Genomic DNA, 1,118 nt, shown 5'->3' with positions numbered 1-1,118 from the left:
CGCTCGCCACGGATGCTCCCCTTCCGCGGCGCGCCGGTCGCGTCGCGGCTAAAGCCTAGCTGTTGGCCGCCCGGGTCGTCGGGGCCGAGCGTGCGGCTGGCCGCACCCTCGTGGCCCAGTGTGCGGCTGGCCGCACACTCGCGGCCCCGGGATCGGCCGGGCGGCGCGGGGTCGTCGGTTTGCGACCTGCGGGAATGGCAGACTGGCCGGTGACTACCGATACGAAAGACAGGCGTTTTGATGGAGAGTTTCGTTCTGTTCTTGCCGTTCCTGCTCATCATGGGCGGGTTCATGTACTTCGCGTCGCGCCGGCAGCGGCGCGCCATGCAAGCCACCATCGACCTGCACGAGTCGTTGCAGCCCGGCGACCGGGTGCACACCACCTCCGGCATGGAAGCCACCATCGTGTCGCTGACCGAGGACACCGTCGACTTGGAAATCGCACCCGGGGTGGTGACGACCTGGATGAAATTGGCCGTGCGGGACCGCATCCTGCCCGACGACGACTTCGACGAGGACGTGACCGATGACGGTGTCGCCGCCGAACCCGCCGAGGATGCCGAATCGGACCGGGTCATCAGGGACTCGGGCAAAGAGTCCTGATCGTCCTCGCCGACACGGCACGTAGGCTCTGTCGGCAGTAAGACCGATTCGCAAGGAGATATAAGGAACGTGGCATCGTCATCGGCGCCAGTGCATCCTGCCCGCTACCTGTCGGTGTTCCTGCTCATGTTGGTCGGCGTCTATCTGCTGGTCTTCCTCACCGGCGACAAGAAGGCCGCCCCCAAGCTGGGCATCGACCTGCAGGGCGGCACCCGGGTGACGCTGACGGCGCGCACCCCCGACGGCTCCCGCCCCAGCCGTGAAGCGCTGGCCCAGGCTCAGCAGATCATCAGCGCGCGAGTCAACGGGCTGGGCGTATCCGGATCTGAGGTCGTGGTCGACGGCGACAATCTGGTCATCACCGTGCCTGGCACCGACGGCAACGAGGCCCGCAACCTCGGGCAGACCGCCCGGCTCTACATCCGGCCGGTGCTGAACTCGATGCCCGCGCAGGGGGCACCGCCGCCCGAACCGAAGCCCGCGCCTGCGCCTGGGCCGGGCGCACAACCGGCTCC

Annotated in this window: 1 protein-coding gene and 1 pseudogene; both read left to right on the top strand. The window is 68.2% G+C overall.

Translation table 11 applies throughout. The annotated features are described in order from the left end of the window. Positions 1-240: 240 nt before the first annotated feature. Positions 241-603 (top strand): preprotein translocase subunit YajC, encoded by a 363-nt coding sequence (yajC, locus tag A9W95_RS07760; protein WP_067410437.1) that lies wholly within the window; start codon positions 241-243, stop codon positions 601-603. Positions 604-672: 69 nt separating this feature from the next. Next, a pseudogene (locus A9W95_RS07755) lies at positions 673-1,118 on the top strand (protein translocase subunit SecD); the annotation flags it as partial.

The sequence above is a fragment of the Mycobacterium sp. 1423905.2 genome, assembly GCF_001673155.1.
GTDB lineage: Bacteria > Actinomycetota > Actinomycetes > Mycobacteriales > Mycobacteriaceae > Mycobacterium.
This window is presented reverse-complemented; position numbering and strand designations above follow the sequence as displayed.